Source organism: Tenacibaculum profundicola (genome assembly GCF_057220795.1).
Genome location: NZ_CM170137.1, coordinates 3,927,802 through 3,944,094, shown reverse-complemented (window position 1 = coordinate 3,944,094; position 16,293 = coordinate 3,927,802). Strand labels below are relative to the sequence as shown.

Sequence of the window (16,293 nt, the reverse complement as noted above, 5' to 3'; positions counted from 1 at the left end):
ATTATAAAAAACATATAAATCATGAATAGATCTAAATTAGAGTACATATGGCTAGATGGCTACTATCCAACTCAAAACATGAGAAGTAAAACAAAAGTTGTGGCCGACTTTAGTGGAAAATTAGAAGATTGCCCAATTTGGTCTTTCGACGGTTCTTCTACTAAACAAGCTGAAGGTGGTGATTCTGACTGCCTATTAAAGCCTGTAGCTATTTATCCAGATCCTGCTCGCGAAAATGGTTTCTTAGTAATGACGGAGGTTTTAAATGTTGACGGTGCTCCTCACCCAACAAACGCACGTGCAAAGATTGACGATAATGATAATGATTTCTGGTTTGGTTTTGAACAAGAATATTTTATCATGGATACAGATACGCAATTACCTCTAGGATTTCCTATCGGTGGATACCCAGGACCACAAGGTATGTATTACTGTTCTGTAGGGGGTAGAAATACTCATGGTAGAGATTTCGTTGAAGAGCATGCCGATTTATGTATCTCTGCAGGATTAACTTTTGAAGGAATCAACCAAGAGGTTGCTTCAGGTCAATGGGAATTCCAATTGTTCGCCAAAGGTGCTAAAAAAGCAGGTGATGAAATTTGGATTGCTCGTTACTTATTAGATCGATTGACTGAAAAATATGGTTATTATATTGAATACCACCCAAAACCAGTAAAAGGTGATTGGAATGGTTCTGGTATGCATGCGAACTTTTCAAATACTTTATTAAGAACTTGTGGTAGTAGAGAGGTTTATGAAAAAGTTTGTGAAGCTTTCCGCCCGGTAACAAAAGAACATATAGAAGTTTATGGCCAATTCAACGACCAACGTTTAACTGGTTTGCATGAAACTGCTTCAATTCACGACTTTAGTTATGGTATTTCTGATCGTGGTGCTTCAATACGTATTCCTATTATTACGGTTGAGCAAGGATGGAAAGGTTGGTTAGAAGACAGAAGACCTGCTTCTAATGCTGATCCTTATAAAGTAGCTGGTATAATTGTAGAAACGGTAAAAAAAGCTGAAGTATATAGTGAAAACACAAATGCATAACGCATGTAAACTAAGTATAACTTAGGCTTTTTTAAAGTATAAAAAATGAATCTGAATTATGCATTAGAAAATCTGTTATTTCTAAAAATAATTTGAAATTCCAATACATAACTCGGGTTAAAAAGAGACTGTGCACTGTACAGTCTTTTTTCTATTTGGCTTTATTTGTAATGATGGCACTATTCCAAAACCTGTACCTGTTCTGATGTAAAACAACACCAATGTAAAGCATGTATATTTTGTTTAGACCCCAAAGAAAAGTAAGACGTAATATACGGTATAATACGATTTATAGATAAATATTTCGTGTATAGGTATTGAATTATTTTAAGTTAGTTTAAGGCATAAAACTTTAGCATAGCCAAGCTATGGTTAAGTTTTATAACGCAAAAATAGCTACAAAAGAAATAATAGATATGCGAAATATTTATTTGTAAATCGTATAACTCCTCTTTACCTTGGAGCATACGTGAAAAACAATCGTTTTTAGTAGATACGTTTATGTTGACAAGAAATACATCAACCCTACATTGAAGACACCAGTAGCATATTCAGTGATTCATATCTGCAAAACAACATCACCTATTCAAAGGTTTCAAATCAGCATTCGTTATATAAAGTAATAGACGAAATTTAAGTTTAAACAACCGTCTAGACATAACACCTATCTCTTTAGATTACAGTATCGCAAAATATATAAATACGATATACGAAGCTAATAACAAAATACCATTAGCTCTCCCCAAACGCATTCTTTTAGGAATAAATACTAAAGGTAATATAACAAATGAGATCGCTAGCATCCAATAAATATCTTTATGTATGAGACTATACGATTCTGGTAACAATTCTACCGGAGTAATCATTGCCGTGATGCCTAATACCGCTAAAATATTAAACACATTTGACCCAATTAAATTCCCTAAAGAAATTGCTTTCTCTTTCTTTAAAACCGCTATAATAGATGCTGCTAACTCAGGTATACTGGTTCCTATTGACACCACAGTAACTCCAATAACCGCATCACTAACCCCTAGGCTTTTTGCCAAGGTTTTGGCGCCTTCAATCAACAACTCCGAACCTCCCCATAATCCAACACCTCCAATGACTAAAAACAAGATGATTTTATACACTGATAGACCATCATCTTCTTCAGGAATATCTTCTACCTCTGTGTGCTTTTGAAAACGTAATAAATAAACCAAAAAAACCACTAGTGTCACAAAAAACAATAAGCCTTCATAGAATTCTATTACTTGATCATTCACCACAAAAAAATACAGCATTACCGATGCGAGCATCATTACAGGCCAATCTGTTTTATAAAAACTCTTTTCTACATCTATAGGTGATAAAATGATGGTAATCCCTAATACCAATGCTAGGTTGGCAATATTAGACCCTATCACATTTCCTAATGCCAAGCCTGTTGCACCATCTAGCGCTGCATTCACACTTACGATTAATTCAGGAGTAGAGGTGGCAAATGAAACCACTGTCATACCAATCACAATTTTAGGAATGTTTAGTTTTAATGACAATCCTACTGCTGCCTTTAAAAGCCAGTTTCCTCCTAAAACCAGTAACACCAACCCTATAATGATATACAGAATACTCATAAATGATTATTTTTTTGCGAAGATAGGGTTTTGATACGTAAATTTATAGCTCTATTTTGTCTTAAAAGCGCATCGTTTGTTTTACTTTTTCAGCACTAATTCATCTATTTATTTTTTAGCATAAAAAATCAAAAGTGTCTTTAGACAGGCATTTTTTAACGCTATTTCCTTTACTTTTCCTAAACGCCAAAAAACCGCCCATTACTTCATTACATTTTAAAACAATAAACCAAAATAACACTAACAAAAACAAACCAAATTTAAGCAAAGAAGGTTACACTTTAAAACAAATTCCACTACATAACCTATATTTCTAAATTCAATCACATTAAATCCATTCAAAACTTTTGGTACTAATATTCCCTTTATCATATATTGAAAAAACAATTCTAGAATTCATCAATTATTATAACCAAAAACACCAGAAAAACGAATGATCACAATCATACTAAATTTAATAATACTTGCTGTAAAACTAACAACTACTATTATTAATTATCTTTTTTAATCAACTATTTAAAACCCTATTGTTATGTTAACATTTATTGGAATTTTGTTCATTATTATCGGTATCGCCACCACTATTGCCAACACTGTGATAAAAAACAATATCTATCTCAACTGGTTTACTAGAACGAGAAGTATTCAATTCACAATTATAGGCGTTATCATGAGTATTTTTACAGGTATTTTCTTTTACGCAGAACCCGGTACAGCATATGCTGTTCAATATCCTTGGGGCGACCAAAAAGCGGTTTTCAGACAAGGTATAAACACCAAAATATGGGGGCGTTTAATTCCTATTCAGTTTGAGATGCCTATCAAATATGTCATTCCTAATGACGATGGAAATCTAGGAGATCAAAGTAAATATGCTTATGTCGATAGCGCTCGTCAATGGGAATTTAACGATGCGGTAAAGGGAGAAATTGCTACTTCAATTGTTATTAGTATAGACATTTCGGATGAGACGCAATTTTTATCCGTTGCCGACAGAAATAAAACAGAAAAAAACCTGATCCGTTCTCGTATTATTCCCAATATAGACCAGTCTATAAAAAACACCTGTAAACTGATGGCCGCTCAAGATTATATTTCAGGTCAAGCGGCTGATTTTGATAGATATTTTCAAGATCAATTAGAAAACGGGATGTATGTTTTGGAAGAGTATAGAGAGAGTGAAAATCCTGAAATAATTGGCGATAGTACCGTTGTTAGAACGATACGCAACAAAGATTCTCGACAAAAACGATTCAGAATCAAGAAAAAGAATGGTGAACCCGTACGAGTACGAGGCAATTCATTAAAATCGTATGGTTTAACGGTGGTACAAGCCGTAGTTACAGAAATAGACTGGGAAGAGACTTTTGACAATCGTTTGCAATTGCAAAAGGAAGAGGTTGCGCAAACCCAGCTAGAAAAACAACAAGCCGAACGTGAATTTTACAGAGCTCAAAAAGAAAAAGCAAAAGGAGAAGCTGAAAAAGCAAAAGAACGCGCAAGGTTAGAAAAAGCACAAATACAACAAACCATTGCCGCTGAAACAGAAGCAAAAGTTGCAGAGTTTAATTTAACTAAAGAGAAAAAACAATTTGAGGTTGAGCAATACAAAGCGAAGAGTAAAAAAGTAGCTGCTGACGCTCAATACTATGAAAATGCCAAGTTAGTTAGCGCTGGATTAACCCCTCAGGAACGTGCTGAGTGGGAATATAAAACTGCCGTGGGAGTTGCTAAAGAATTGAAAGATTTAAAATTACCTTCAACATATATTGAAGGGAGTAAAACCGGAAACAGTGGGAATTTGCTACAATCATTAATTGGCGCTGAATTAGCGAAGAAAATGATGGAAAAGAAAAAATAAAAAGAGAAAGGTTTATTGCAAATGACAGAGTGATTAATTCACTCTGTTATTTATACGTTTTTTTTCGTTATTTTTGATTATAAACCAAGATTATAATGACAAGACCATTTTTTAAATTACTGGCTAAACTTAACAAAGCTCTTTTACCATCTTTCACCAAAAGAAAGCTGGATATCGCGAAAGCTTCCAAAACACAATTGGCCCTTATCGGCTGGAAAGCTTTTATTACTAAAAATTCATTAAAATAATTAAAACTGTTCCTCATGGAAGATTATATAAAAATATTTACCGGATCGGCTATTTTAGTTGATAGACTTTCTTTCTTATTAAAAGAACAAAATATCCCTTTTCTTGTTAAGAATGAAAAAGAATCAGGGCGCTTGGCTGGTTTTGGCACCACAGGTGACGCTGTAGAACTTCATATTTTTAACACTGATATAGAGCCTTCTAAATCGATCGTTGAAAATTTTAAAAAAGAAATTGAAAAATAATTTTTCAAAATTGAAAAATAGACATATATTTGCACCCGCAAAACAATGGCCTCGTAGCATAACTGAATAGTGCACTTGATTACGGCTCAAGAGGTTGCAGGTTTGAATCCTGCCGAGGTCACAAAAAACCCTTTAAAACACTGATTTTAAAGGGTTTTTATTTTTTTACTCTGCTAATATGCCGACGGAAATATCCAATATTGAATCCTAATTTTGTGTAATACATTTGTAAGTCAACACTTTTCTAACACTACGTTATGATTAGTTTGCTCTTTTCCAAACGTCTTTACCTGGGCTGACACCCCCAAACCCTCCGTTCAGATCATCGTCTGTTTATCTAAACGCCATTTCTTGTATTCCATATCTAAAATATATTAGTTTGAAATTTAAAAGAACACTCCGAACTTATTGGAGCCTACCCTTACTTTATATTTAGGTACTCGGGTGAGAGCAGGGATCTGAAATCCTATTACTCTGCAACGTCAATTATATCAAAGGTTTCAATATAAATAAAATTAGATTTAAAATTCAACATACTACTTCCACGCCTCACTTCTTAAAGCACCGATTTTAAAAGGTTTCTTTTTTTGGGTTAACACAATTATTGCTATTCTGTTTTAGATAGTACTACCTTAAAATTTTGCATAGACCTCCCCAAGTGATCCACTACTATTACATCCTCACACTTTTTTAAGATATCTTGTTCTTTTTTCTTTTTGTTTTTTACTTGTCGTTCGCTATTTCTCTAAACACATTAAGCATCGTTTCTTTTTTATCTGGCTTAGAATTTCTTAAACCTAATCTTGCAATAAAAAACATTTGTTCTCTTAGTTTCGTTATACGATCTTTATTATACTTGGTAAAAATCCCTATCCCAACAGTTAATAATGAAGCTGAAAATATTGTAGCCAAGAAATATTCAAAATCACTCAAATCTTGAAATGTATTCAAAGCCCAATAGAGATTAAATATTCCAACAGATAAAACAGATGTATGGAACACCTTAATCGATATATTTTTACGCTCATAATGAAAAGAACGAACTAAATTAAACAACGAAGGTATTACCAATAAAAATGTTACCCCTAAATGTGCTAAGTAATGCTGAAACGTTCTAAACCCCATAAACTTAAGATTACTTCTTTCTTTTTTAAATTCAGACCAAACCATCTCAGTCTGCTCCTTAATTTTAATATAAACTAAAGCAGATTCAAGGTCACTAGGAGTTTCTTTAAAAACTCCATAAGCTAAATTTCTTTTCTTTTTTAGTTCTGTATGTTCCTTTTTCAACTTGTAATATTCGCTACTATAGGACTTAGCAAATTTATGGACATAAAAAGTCAACCCACATATCAAAGAAATTAAGTAAATAAAAACAGTTTTAATATTCGTCGTCCGAATCCTCTTCATCTTCTCCTCTAAGAGTATTGTTACCTTTGTCAATTGATTGTGTATTTGCTTTAAGTAATTCTTCATGTTCTGCTGTATTATCGGTACAAGAAACAAAAGCGAAGTTCACCACGAATAATAATAAAAGTAATTTTTTCATTTTTAATGAGTTTTTAAATTAGCTCATAAAAATAAGAAAGCTATTCTTTTGTTTATGTTAATTTCATGTGTTATTTTACTTTTTACACTTAAAAACCAATAACTTAGCTAGCTCTACATTACTATTCACTCCTAATTTATCACGTATCCTAGCAAAAGTATTAACTACTGTTTTGTATGCTATTTCTTTGTTTTCAGAAATTTCCGTAAAAGTATATTCTGAAAATAAAAGGATCAAGGCCTTCTCTGCTTCCGTTAATTTTTCTTCAATCATTTTCTGCTTAATATACAGAGTCTCCATATTTTCCAAAATCGGCATTTGACTAAAATAAGTACCTCCTCCAAATATTTCAATTACCCCTTCTGTTAATTCTAAGTGACAATAAGCCTTCGTTATAAAGCCTTTAATATTTAGTTTATTCTTACAAGCTTCGATAAACGAATGTGTGTAGTGAGCTGAGACAACTAATATTTTATAATCCATATTGTTTCTAACAAAATACTTCGCTACCTCTATACCATCCATTTTCGACATCTCAATATCCAACACTATTACGTCTACATCGTTATATTTTAACCATTCGATTAGCTCCACACCATCACTTACAATTCCAACAACAGACAAACCGTCCGTTTCCAAATTTCTTTTATATGCTTCCGCTGAAACCTGATGGTCTTCTGCAATTACCACTTTAATTTCCTCCATGCTACAAATATATTTTAATAGTTTAACAGTTCCGTAGTCCAAACCCTGAGTTAAAATGTTAAAAAACAGGATATTCACCACTCTTTCTAGATCAATTACAATTATCTGTCTATGAAAATCAAATGAAGTACTTTTTTCAGGGTACATATTCACCATACCCAATCGGGTACCTATTATTTTGTCGGAGGTACTACCATTTACCATTTGAATTTACTTTAGAAAAAAATACTCGTTTTTTCTAAAGTAAATTCAAACAATAACTAATATCAATTATTAAAAAGTTAATCAAACATCCTACCGAAAATACTCGCTAATTTTAAAGGTATAGCTACTTTGTAAGATAATACATAACTAATACTCTTTTAATGACACATGTGTCATATTCTGACAGCATTGAATTAGATAACTTTGGAAAGCTTAAGAATTTACCCTCTTAAGTTCTTTTTGATAGCAATTTTCCCGTTCAATCTTTGAGCGGTTTTTTTTATTATATTAGGAAAATGACTGAATACTGTAAAAATTGCGCACCCAAATACAGTATGAACCCTTAATTACCTCTCCTACTTTGACAAGGTTGTGAAAAAAAATTTAAAAAAACATCATTCTTAAAAACTTTAAACAGAATGCTATCAACTGTAGCAAGGAGTAACTGACGCTCTTGTTAATTTTGCAACATGTACCTTAAATATTTCGCCCAAGTCCTAAAGAACGTAGGAGTGCCACATTTGAATAATGACCAATGGCGCAGATTTCAGAATATATCAGCTATAGAGTATCATATTAGTAAGATCGAGACATTAAAACATCTTAGCTCTACTGTGTTTATAGAATACAATAAAGAAAGGTCTAAACTAGATAAGCTAACTAAAAAGCTACCTCCTGAAGAATTACTCCAAGAAATGATTGAGCTTTCAAATAGTTAAGCGCCTAACAATTGCAACCTACTCTTATTTTATAATTCGTTTATTAAATCTTGAACATAAAAAAACACCTTGAAAAAGGGGTTTGTGGTAAGTATATTATATGTTTTATTCCTTATGTGCCCAACAAATCATATAGCGTTAGCCTATCGGCACGTCATATGCTTAGTTATTGTAGGTTGTTTTCTATATTAATCCTAGCTGAATAGATTCAAATACAATCTATCTCATCTCCATTTTCATCCCAACATTTTTCAGAGATAACTTTATTATTTTTCCAACTATTTTCTCTGCGCAATTGTCCATTCTCATGATATGTTTTCAAGACTCCCAACTGTTCACCCATTTTAAAATATACTTCTGCGTATAAATTTCCATCCTCAACACCGTAAACTTTCCACACCCCATGTCTTTTATCCTCTTTCATGGGTCCTTCTCCAGCTAAATGTCCTTTGGCATGATACCATTTCATTAATCCATTTGCTTTGCTATTCTTATAATATCCCTCAGTAATTAATAGATTGTTTTCATCAAACTCCCTCCATAATCCATCTTTTTTACCATCGATATATTTATTATAAACTACACTATCTTTTTGGGTTGAATTATTTACTAAAAAATTTGTATCAACAATGTCCATTTTAAAACTGGAGGTTTCTTCAGTTTTTACAACTTCAAGCAATTTTGATGACTCATTCTCTGTAGAATCTATTTGCCCTCCGCAACCAAAACAATTCATTATAACTATTGTCAAGATTTTGAAAGTATTCAGCTGACCTTTATTCATACTTAGTTTATTAATTACCGAGTAGAGCCTGATAGCTATCTCTATATTTTTGTATTACTTGTTTTACCAAATATACAAAAACAGCACAAACTTATCGTTTACCCCCTTATTATCAAATGATCAGTCAACAGGGCATATAGGGTTAGCCTATTGGGACGCCATATGCTTAGTTACCACTAAACGTTATTTAGTCACGATATATCATTATTCTTACTAATCTCATTTCATTATTTTTCATTGGCTTTATGTCAGATTCAGAGGTTTTTAGAAACAGAGGCAAAATACCATATGTTGTTGTAACTGGTTTTCCAAAATAGTATAGATCGAACTCCGTATTAATAGCAACGGGTTTTATATTCATCTTTGAGGCATCAATTTTATTTTTAGCATAAACTAATTGTTGTGATATTTCCCTGTTGATATTTCCTTTTGGATCAATTTCTTGTATCCAAACTACTTTTCCGTTATTCTTCTTTTTAGTTGTATAAAGTTTTATAAATCCAAATCCAGTTTCACTAACTTTAAACTGTTTAGGTTTATCTAAAAGAAAAGGATCTAAAAGAACTACAGTTAATACCTCTCCAGTTTTAAAATCATTATATTGAACGATTCCGTTGGATAAGTAGGAGTTTACGGCTTGTTTTTTGGGATAATCAAGTGCAAAACCTTTTTTACCATATGGATATATTTGAATTACTCTATTCTCCTCCACTTTTATTAAGCAAGGCACCTCGGTAACAAGTTCTTGATCTCTTGAAAAAGAATATTTTTTTCTAACAAAAAGATGAGCTTGAAAAAGACCATTAATAATTTTTTTAAAGTTTACATCAGGTATTTGATTATATAAACTATCAATCTGTTTAACACGTTTATTATTTCTTTTATGAAAATTTTCGGCAACTATTCTCCTTCTTTGTATTTCGTTTATAATATCATACTTCGTGATTTTTGGAAGAGATCCTGATGCCCTATCTAACTTATTAGTTTCTTTTGAATTCATTTGAAACATAGTTAGCTGCCCATTAGAATTGCTTCTAGAGCTATTTGAAGTCATGTTCTGGTTTGAATATACACTTTCCGTTCTTTCGCTTTTGTTCAACAAATATCTAGAAGTTAACTTGGTATAATCACTTACGATACCTTTTGGGTTTTGAGAATAAATAGCAGAACAAACTAGAAGTATCAAAAAAAAATAAAGTATTCTCATAGCTGTATTTAATATTTTCATAGAGTAGAACCTGATAGCCATCTCTATATTTTTTGTATTACTTGTTTTACCAAATATACAAAAAACAACCTCGTAAACACACCATAAAACCCTAAAAGCAAACATTTTAACATCTAAGTTATTTTACATAACACAATTACATTAAAAACTTTCCTGTTATTTAGGTATCCGGGTACCAACTCTTACTTTATAATTCGTTTACTTAAATCTATGACATAAAAACACACCTTGATTAAGGTGTTTGTGGTAAGTTTAATTATATGTTTAATTCCTTATGTGCCCTACAATCATATAAAGTTAGCCTATTGGAACGCCATATGCTTAGTTATTGGCTGCTGTTATTTGTCATACTATTTTTTCTACAATAATTCCTAATAATACAATCACTATCATAAAAGTTATCATACCTAAAAAGTAACTCAAAATACCTTTTAAATAATTCAATTTTTTCTTACCATTAAAAAACTGTCCGATTGTCCAAGCAGTATATATTATGGCAATGTTCGCACCATATTGTAAAACAGGATAATTACTTACCGCTTCTATAATACCAAATAATGAAAATATTAACATTGAAATCCCCATTGTGAAACATAGTAGAATGAAAATTTCATAGTAATTGTATTCGTACTTTCTAAAAAATATTTTAATCCACATAGTTATGAAAACAGCCATTAAAATATTGGCATAACCATAATTTTTTGAAATCCAATTAAACAGTTTTCCAATGACTCTATCATTCCAGTCATCAAAACGCATGTTGATATAGCCGTCCTCAAAATTCAAAAACTGTTGAGCTATTGTGTATACTACTGAGCATACAATTAAAAAAAGTATTGGTTTGACTAGCCTTTTTCTATCCTCAAGAATGAACGCCTTAACAGCACTACCTGGTCTTAAAAGTAGTTCCTTAATTGTATAAAAGATTCCTTTATCAAAATTGATAACACTACTGATTTCATTAAAAAGATATTCTCTGTCAATCCTTTTCAGTTTTCTAGGAAATCCACAGTTTGAACAAAAATCTCCATTTAATTCAGTATTACAGTGCTTACAAAGACTCACAATTCTTATTTTAAGTTTCGTTCTTTAAGAAGATTCTCAATTTCTGATTTTTTGTATTTGTCCTTGTTTACCAATTTATAAATCGCATACAAAAGAATTATTCCAAAAAAGTAACTAAAGTTACCAGCTGTAATACTGTAAATAAAAATACCTATCAAAATTCCAATTAAAGTTGCATCAATAATCTGGGTCGATTTTATTTTTTTAGATTCCTTTAATAACTCCTCGTCAGTTAATTTATTTAATTGTTTTTTATTCATTCAAATTTTGTTTGTTCTAATAGCAGCTAACTAGTATATATGTGCAATTGCGTATATTTACCTTTCAAATATATAAAAAACAGGACTGAGATTAAAAGTATTTTTAAGGTTGGCGGTATATCTAGTTTTAAGTATAATACGATTTAAGATCAAACCTTAAAAAGTTTTGTTTAATTACTTAAAACCCTATTGTCTCACAATCGTAATTATATCAACGGTTTTATCTTCCTAATCTAAAGTAAATAATATCTGAACCAGCAACGCAGTACCTATACCCTATTCGAATATGATTTGCTGTTGGAAACTGAAAAGGATTGTTTGCTCTTCGCTTAAAACAATTAAAAAAAAGAATTGTACTATTTATTTACTTGAGCATCTCCAAAAGTTTTACATCCAACGGTAAATCCTGAATACATCTTACAAATACGCAAGTATTGAAACGAACCAAGGCTTTCTATTTAACGGTTAACAGATGTTGACACTATACTATAAGGCAGAATGGTGAATATGATTAAAAAGACAAAAGCAAACAGTTCAAAAACACTTAATATACCTGAAAAACATCAAGGAGTTGATCGGTAATCGATAATTTTACCCTAAAACTATTGTGAAATTAAGGAATATATTTAAATTTGACTTCAGAAGATTTCTATTTGGAAAGTACTAAAAAACATATTGCTGTATGCTACTTGATATTTTTTATCAGTATAAAAACTATTGGTTTACATACATTTACTCATTATGAAAACAATCAGGATACTGATTGTGAACTTTGTGAATATGTTATTACGGCCAACAAAATTTCTTTTGTAACGAATGAATCTACTTTTGTTGAGTTAGCACTTCATCTTTATTCTAAAGAACAGTTGTTTTATACGTACCCTTATCAATTTGAACCAAACCAAATAGACAGTGTTCTTTTTTGCAGGCCCCCTCCAATTGGATAAAAACTACAATCTCATTTTTTAAAATACAGCTATCGAAACTTGACCCTTTTGATGGCATTAATATACATAGCATTTTTACAATGGATGTCTATTATTAATTTGTAAACCATCAACTATACTATGATAACAACGAAAAACATCACCAAAAAATATGGTGATTTTACAGCGGTAAACAACCTGTCTTTTACTGTAAAAGAAGGAGAAGTATTATGTTTACTAGGAGCAAATGGTGCAGGAAAGTCAACTACCATAAATATGTTATTGAACTTTATTCAACCAACCTCAGGAATTGCAGAAATAAACAAACTAGATGTTGTTAAAAACCCCATTAAAACAAAGAGTTTTTTAACCTATATTCCTGAAAATTTGATGTTATATCCGACATTGAGTGCGATTGAAAATTTAGATTATTTCACCAAGCTCTCAGGAAAAAAATTCGATCCGAAAGAATTGGGCTTGTATTTATCGGAAGCAGGCCTAGAAGAAGAAGCACACAAAAGACATGTAAACACCTTTTCAAAAGGTATGCGCCAAAAGGTTGGAATTGCTTTAGCCATTGCAAAAGAGTCTAAAATTTTATTGTTAGATGAGCCTACCTCTGGATTAGACCCAAAATCGAGTAACGAGTTTATCACATTACTTAGCAAAATGAAAAATGATGGAGTAGCAATACTCATGACAACGCACGATTTATTTAGAGCGAAAGAAGTAAGTACACACATAGGCATTATGCGTTCGGGCGTAATGGAAAACTACTCAAACTCTTCCGAACTTTCATTAAAAGAGTTAGAAACCATTTACCTTGATATTATGAACTTTAAAAATGTAAGTTAATTATGATAAACATAATTTTTAAAGAACTGAAAGAGCTAACGAGAGACGGTCGTTTTAAAATAACGGTGGGTATTTCTATGCTTTTATTGGTAATTGCTGCCATTACAAGCATAAATCAATATCAAAAAAACAATCGGCAATATATAGAGTCGGTTTCCAAAGAACGTACCGTTTGGGAAACACAAGGTGCGAAAAACCCACATTCGGCAGCACACTACGGAACGTATGCTTTCAAACCCCAATTTGCCTTATCATTATTTGATTATGGTGTTACCAAATACACAGGAAATTCTATTTTTTTAGAAGCCCATAACAGAAATGAAGCCTCGTTTAGTGAAGCGAGTGATCAAACCAGTTTAGCGCGTTTCGGTACCCTTTCTATCAACTTTGTACTGATTTATCTATTTCCGCTAATCATTATTTTAATGGGGTATAATTCATACACCAAAGAAGTAGAACACCAAACATTTATACTGCTAAAAAGTCAAGGTGTGCATCCCGTAAAATTGGCTTTAGGAAAGTGGTTAGCTATCTTTATTCCTATTAAAATTTTAGTTTTAATTATCTTTTTAATTATCGGCATTGTACTATCAAGTTTAGAAAATTTGGCATTTTTTAGCTGGAGTAGCTTACTTACACTTTTCATTTTGTATGTACTGTATTACTTAATCATTACAACCATTACAGTATTGATTTCTATGTGGTGTAAATCTTCTGGAATCTCATTGGTAAGTAGTTTAGTAATTTGGATTTTATTTAGTTTTATTACGCCTAAAATCGCCACAAATTTTGCAAACGAAAGCCATCCTTACCCATCTAAATCAGAATTTAACGCACGGATTGCCAAAGACAAGAAAAATGGATTAGATGGTCATAACCCCTGGAATAAAGCCGCTAAACAATTAGAATTAGCAACCTTACAGGAATACGGAGTAGACAATATTCGTCAATTACCATTTAACTATGCAGGTTATCGAATGCAAAAAGGCGAAGAACATGAGGCAAATATTTATAAAAAACACTATACTATTTTAAATGAAATAGCTACCAAACAAAATGATACCTATAAAAAATTATCGTTTTTATCGCCATTTATTCCTGTTCGATTTTTATCAATGGATATTGCCAATACAAGTGATAACTTGCACTGGAAGTTTACCAAATCTGCCGAAAAGTATCGTATTAAAAAGCAGCAGTTTTTAAATTATGATATTAAAGATAATTCAAAATTTGGTGAACGCGGTTACAAAATGAGTGCAGAAAAATTTAAAAATCTACCCAAATTTAATTTTACTCCTCCTACTCTTTCAGAAATACTAAAAGAGAACATGCAAAACGTAGTGGTTTTAATGCTTTGGTTAGTAATTCCGTTTGTAACTTTAATAATCTCTTCAAAAAGAACATAAGATATGTTTTCTAACAATTTAATATACGAAATAAAATTACTAGTAAGAAGCAATTGGCTGTTGGTTTTGCTTATCAGTATTGGTTTATTATTTGCATTTGCTACTTTCAACGGAAGGAAAAATGTAGAAAAAAGGCTTCATGACATCGCTAAAATGCAAGAAGAATTGCATAAAAAAGACAGCACAATGTTAGTGAACCTCACCAAAATTAAAGAAGGTGAAAAAGTAAATATTCCATATTGGCAATTACCATCTGAACCCATGACCATAGGTTATCGTCATCCTCGTTTGGCAATAATGCAACCTGAACCTTTATCGTTTTTAGCTACTGGACAAAGCGATATGTATACGCATTTTAAAAGCCCAACTGTTTATGGAAATAACTTTGCTTTAGATTATTCCGAAATGGTAAATCCTGTACAATTATTGTTCGGGACTTTCGATTTAGCTTTTGCTATTATCTACATTCTTCCCTTACTTATTATTGCCTTTACTTTTAATGTTTTATCTAAAGAAAAAGAATTAGGAACCTTACGATTATTGAGTGCACACCCTATTTCTGTAATTGCTTGGTTTTTGCAAAAAATGACTATTCGTTATCTTATTTTCACAGTAATTACTGTACTTACATTACTCATTAGTATTACCGTTTTTTCTTCAGATGCTTTTATGGCTACCCGTAATTTGATAAGCCTGTTTTTTTTAATTGCTGGCTATAGTTTGTTTTGGTTTGTACTAGTGTGTATTGTAAACATAAAAATTAACAACTCTTCAAAAAATGCCTTAACGTTAATTGGTCTTTGGTTACTTATCGTATTGGTACTACCTGCTACCATTAATCAAATTGGGAATTCTTTATACCCAACGCCATCACGTTTAAAAATGATTAATGAAATTCGTTTGATCAAAAAAGAAAATGAAGAAAAACAAAACGAAATTATGAGTGCGTATTTGCGAAATCATCCTGAGTTAGCACACGAAAACGACAAAGAAAAGTATGGCTTTTGGCATAATTACTTTGCGTCTCAAAAAGTGATGGAAGAAAAAACCAAGCCTTTATTGGCAGAATATGACTTACAATTGAAAAAACAACAAGAATTAGTTACCATCTTTGAGTTTTTATCACCTGCAATACTAATGCAACAATCATTGAACAAGATTGCAGGTACCTCTGAAAAACATTATAACGATTATAAAAAGCAAGTATTTGAATTTTCTGATCAATGGCGAAACTACTTAGTACCCATGTTATTTAAGCAACAAAAGTTTACGGTTAAAAACTATAAAGAGCTGCCAAAATTCATATATAAAAATAGAATTGAAAACGATGTTTGGTTAAGTATGTCCGTGATTGTTTTGATCAGTGGAGCGATATTCTTTTTATTTACAGGTAAAAAATTAAAAGATAGATCTGTACAAAAATTTGTAAGCTAAAAAATATAAGAACCATTGAATAATGAGTCGTAGCCAGTTTCATATTTCCCTTGAATTAATATTTATGAAACTGCTACCTCTTAATTAGAATGGGTATAGTTGTAGCTAAGCAAGCTTCTTTACAATAATTAACA

Annotated in this window: 16 protein-coding genes and 1 tRNA gene; 9 read left to right on the top strand and 8 right to left on the bottom strand. The window is 31.6% G+C overall.

Translation table 11 applies throughout. The features are described 5' to 3' along the window. Positions 1 to 21 precede the first annotated feature (21 nt). Positions 22 to 1,053 carry a glutamine synthetase beta-grasp domain-containing protein gene (locus AC2TDS_RS16115; RefSeq protein ID WP_484736605.1) on the top strand — a complete coding sequence of 344 codons (1,032 nt, stop codon included), beginning with the start codon at positions 22 to 24 and terminating at the stop codon, positions 1,051 to 1,053. Positions 1,054 to 1,730: 677 nt separating this feature from the next. On the opposite strand, the gene AC2TDS_RS16110 is transcribed toward AC2TDS_RS16115, so the two are convergent. Then, a complete protein-coding gene (locus AC2TDS_RS16110; RefSeq protein ID WP_484736604.1) occupies positions 1,731 to 2,672 on the bottom strand; it encodes a calcium/sodium antiporter in 942 nt (313 codons plus the stop codon). Between the two features lie 532 nt (positions 2,673 to 3,204). On the opposite strand from AC2TDS_RS16110, the gene AC2TDS_RS16105 reads away from it, so the two are divergent. The 3 genes from AC2TDS_RS16105 (at position 3,205) to AC2TDS_RS16095 (ending at position 5,145) form a co-directional block, all read left to right on the top strand. Next, positions 3,205 to 4,533 (top strand): cell envelope integrity TolA family protein, encoded by a 1,329-nt coding sequence (locus tag AC2TDS_RS16105; RefSeq protein ID WP_484736603.1) that lies wholly within the window; start codon positions 3,205 to 3,207, stop codon positions 4,531 to 4,533. 263 nt (positions 4,534 to 4,796) lie between these two features. Then, complete coding sequence (locus tag AC2TDS_RS16100; protein WP_484736602.1) at positions 4,797 to 5,024, top strand: putative signal transducing protein; 228 nt, start codon at positions 4,797 to 4,799, stop codon at positions 5,022 to 5,024. Between the two features lie 47 nt (positions 5,025 to 5,071). Then, positions 5,072 to 5,145: transfer RNA gene (locus AC2TDS_RS16095), tRNA-Arg, on the top strand. 602 nt (positions 5,146 to 5,747) lie between these two features. Here AC2TDS_RS16095 and AC2TDS_RS16090 read toward each other — a convergent pair. The 3 genes from AC2TDS_RS16090 to AC2TDS_RS16080 all read right to left on the bottom strand — a co-directional run bounded on the left by AC2TDS_RS16090 (position 5,748) and on the right by AC2TDS_RS16080 (position 7,278). Beyond that, entirely contained in the window at positions 5,748 to 6,314 is a 567-nt protein-coding gene (locus AC2TDS_RS16090) for a hypothetical protein (RefSeq protein ID WP_484736601.1), read from the bottom strand. Between the two features lie 91 nt (positions 6,315 to 6,405). Beyond that, positions 6,406 to 6,573, bottom strand: coding sequence for a hypothetical protein (locus AC2TDS_RS16085; protein WP_484736600.1), 168 nt, complete (start codon positions 6,571 to 6,573; stop codon positions 6,406 to 6,408). Between the two features lie 75 nt (positions 6,574 to 6,648). Further along, the gene (locus AC2TDS_RS16080) at positions 6,649 to 7,278 is read right to left on the bottom strand and encodes a response regulator (protein ID WP_484736599.1); all 630 of its coding nucleotides are present in this window, start codon (positions 7,276 to 7,278) and stop codon (positions 6,649 to 6,651) included. A gap of 716 nt (positions 7,279 to 7,994) precedes the next feature. On the opposite strand from AC2TDS_RS16080, the gene AC2TDS_RS16075 reads away from it, so the two are divergent. Next, positions 7,995 to 8,201 carry a hypothetical protein gene (locus AC2TDS_RS16075; RefSeq protein ID WP_484736598.1) on the top strand — a complete coding sequence of 69 codons (207 nt, stop codon included), beginning with the start codon at positions 7,995 to 7,997 and terminating at the stop codon, positions 8,199 to 8,201. A gap of 208 nt (positions 8,202 to 8,409) precedes the next feature. Here AC2TDS_RS16075 and AC2TDS_RS16070 read toward each other — a convergent pair whose 3' ends face one another. From AC2TDS_RS16070 to AC2TDS_RS16055, 4 genes are all read right to left on the bottom strand, one after another. Further along, positions 8,410 to 8,937 (bottom strand): toxin-antitoxin system YwqK family antitoxin, encoded by a 528-nt coding sequence (locus tag AC2TDS_RS16070; RefSeq protein ID WP_484736597.1) that lies wholly within the window; start codon positions 8,935 to 8,937, stop codon positions 8,410 to 8,412. Positions 8,938 to 9,172: 235 nt separating this feature from the next. Continuing rightward, on the bottom strand, positions 9,173 to 9,985 hold the full coding sequence (locus AC2TDS_RS16065) for a hypothetical protein (protein ID WP_484736596.1): 813 nt from the start codon (positions 9,983 to 9,985) through the stop codon (positions 9,173 to 9,175). 573 nt (positions 9,986 to 10,558) lie between these two features. Continuing rightward, positions 10,559 to 11,278: a DUF3667 domain-containing protein gene (locus AC2TDS_RS16060; RefSeq protein WP_484736595.1), complete on the bottom strand. Its 720-nt coding sequence runs from the start codon at positions 11,276 to 11,278 to the stop codon at positions 10,559 to 10,561. A 5-nt stretch (positions 11,279 to 11,283) separates the two neighbouring features. Next, positions 11,284 to 11,538 (bottom strand): FUSC family protein, encoded by a 255-nt coding sequence (locus AC2TDS_RS16055; protein ID WP_484736594.1) that lies wholly within the window; start codon positions 11,536 to 11,538, stop codon positions 11,284 to 11,286. A 632-nt stretch (positions 11,539 to 12,170) separates the two neighbouring features. Here AC2TDS_RS16055 and AC2TDS_RS16050 point away from each other — a divergent pair. From AC2TDS_RS16050 to AC2TDS_RS16035, 4 genes are all read left to right on the top strand, one after another. Next, positions 12,171 to 12,485 carry a hypothetical protein gene (locus AC2TDS_RS16050; protein ID WP_484736593.1) on the top strand — a complete coding sequence of 105 codons (315 nt, stop codon included), beginning with the start codon at positions 12,171 to 12,173 and terminating at the stop codon, positions 12,483 to 12,485. A gap of 120 nt (positions 12,486 to 12,605) precedes the next feature. After that, on the top strand, positions 12,606 to 13,319 hold the full coding sequence (locus AC2TDS_RS16045) for an ABC transporter ATP-binding protein (RefSeq protein ID WP_484736592.1): 714 nt from the start codon (positions 12,606 to 12,608) through the stop codon (positions 13,317 to 13,319). A 2-nt stretch (positions 13,320 to 13,321) separates the two neighbouring features. Further along, entirely contained in the window at positions 13,322 to 14,725 is a 1,404-nt protein-coding gene (locus AC2TDS_RS16040) for a DUF3526 domain-containing protein (RefSeq protein ID WP_484736591.1), read from the top strand. 3 nt (positions 14,726 to 14,728) lie between these two features. Then, positions 14,729 to 16,159: a DUF3526 domain-containing protein gene (locus tag AC2TDS_RS16035; protein WP_484736590.1), complete on the top strand. Its 1,431-nt coding sequence runs from the start codon at positions 14,729 to 14,731 to the stop codon at positions 16,157 to 16,159. The last annotated feature ends 134 nt before the right edge of the window (positions 16,160 to 16,293 follow it).

Coding starts and splice junctions, on each gene's coding strand:
- AC2TDS_RS16115 (WP_484736605.1), top strand. CDS start 22: ATGAATAGATCTAAATTAGAGTACATATGGCTAGATGGCTACTATCCA.
- AC2TDS_RS16110 (WP_484736604.1), bottom strand. CDS start 2,672: ATGAGTATTCTGTATATCATTATAGGGTTGGTGTTACTGGTTTTAGGA.
- AC2TDS_RS16105 (WP_484736603.1), top strand. CDS start 3,205: ATGTTAACATTTATTGGAATTTTGTTCATTATTATCGGTATCGCCACC.
- AC2TDS_RS16100 (WP_484736602.1), top strand. CDS start 4,797: ATGGAAGATTATATAAAAATATTTACCGGATCGGCTATTTTAGTTGAT.
- AC2TDS_RS16085 (WP_484736600.1), bottom strand. CDS start 6,573: ATGAAAAAATTACTTTTATTATTATTCGTGGTGAACTTCGCTTTTGTT.
- AC2TDS_RS16080 (WP_484736599.1), bottom strand. CDS start 7,278: ATGGAGGAAATTAAAGTGGTAATTGCAGAAGACCATCAGGTTTCAGCG.
- AC2TDS_RS16070 (WP_484736597.1), bottom strand. CDS start 8,937: ATGAATTGTTTTGGTTGCGGAGGGCAAATAGATTCTACAGAGAATGAG.
- AC2TDS_RS16065 (WP_484736596.1), bottom strand. CDS start 9,985: ATGAATTCAAAAGAAACTAATAAGTTAGATAGGGCATCAGGATCTCTT.
- AC2TDS_RS16055 (WP_484736594.1), bottom strand. CDS start 11,538: ATGAATAAAAAACAATTAAATAAATTAACTGACGAGGAGTTATTAAAG.
- AC2TDS_RS16045 (WP_484736592.1), top strand. CDS start 12,606: ATGATAACAACGAAAAACATCACCAAAAAATATGGTGATTTTACAGCG.
- AC2TDS_RS16040 (WP_484736591.1), top strand. CDS start 13,322: ATGATAAACATAATTTTTAAAGAACTGAAAGAGCTAACGAGAGACGGT.
- AC2TDS_RS16035 (WP_484736590.1), top strand. CDS start 14,729: ATGTTTTCTAACAATTTAATATACGAAATAAAATTACTAGTAAGAAGC.